Here is a 778-nt window from a genome sequence, read left to right as displayed (position 1 = left end):
CCCTCTCTTTTGGTAGAGCTTGTACACTGTTTGGGCAGGTATATCAACGAAATTTGATACGATAAACTCAAACGTCGTAAATAAGAGTTCGCCAGCTTCTCGAGTGGCCTTTACAGCTACTTTACGAACCGTTTCCCAAGATTTAGCTTGATAATCAATCTTGAAATACTGTGATTCTTTATGTGTAAAGTCTGTATCTGGTCTGTAAAGGACCTTTTGTTGAGCCATTTTCTTCAGTCGTGCATTGACTTTTAAACGAATAATATACTTCACTTTTTCTTGCTCGCATAACTCATAGATCTCAGGTTTGGCAAAGCCACTGTCCCCTCGGACAGTTAAAAACATATCACATGAGTGCTGTTTGTGTTGAGAGATGATGTCTGCTAAAAAGACTTCTGCATTGTTAGACGTGTACACATTGCCCGGACGAAGTTCGGCACCGAGAAACAGACCAGTCAGTCCATCAAAAGCCACTAAGGGATGATAACCCGTTGTTCCGTAGTGAGTATTGAAATCAGTCTGTTCTTGTTTTCCGAAGGTGTCTGAGTGAGTAGAATCCACGTCAATGATCATATGCTGTGTATTTTTTTGGCCGATATAGATAGTGGTCAATGCCTTGGCAATTGATTGAAGTTGAACGATATTCTCCTCCGACAGTTGATGAATAAAACGAGAAACCATCGACTGTGAACCTAAGGTCGTTTTATTTAGCCCCTGCTGAAAAACTGGATCGTGACGTAGCCAATTGGCTGAAGAATCCGTTGAGTAACCGGCTATT

1 protein-coding gene is annotated in these 778 nt (G+C 41.4%); it reads right to left on the bottom strand.

From position 1 onward, the window contains the following. A partial coding sequence (locus ACYVLS_RS01685) for an IS1380 family transposase (RefSeq protein WP_460320511.1) occupies positions 1–778 on the bottom strand: 778 nt, incomplete at both ends.

This window comes from Alkalibacterium psychrotolerans, assembly GCF_054784355.1.
This window is presented reverse-complemented; position numbering and strand designations above follow the sequence as displayed.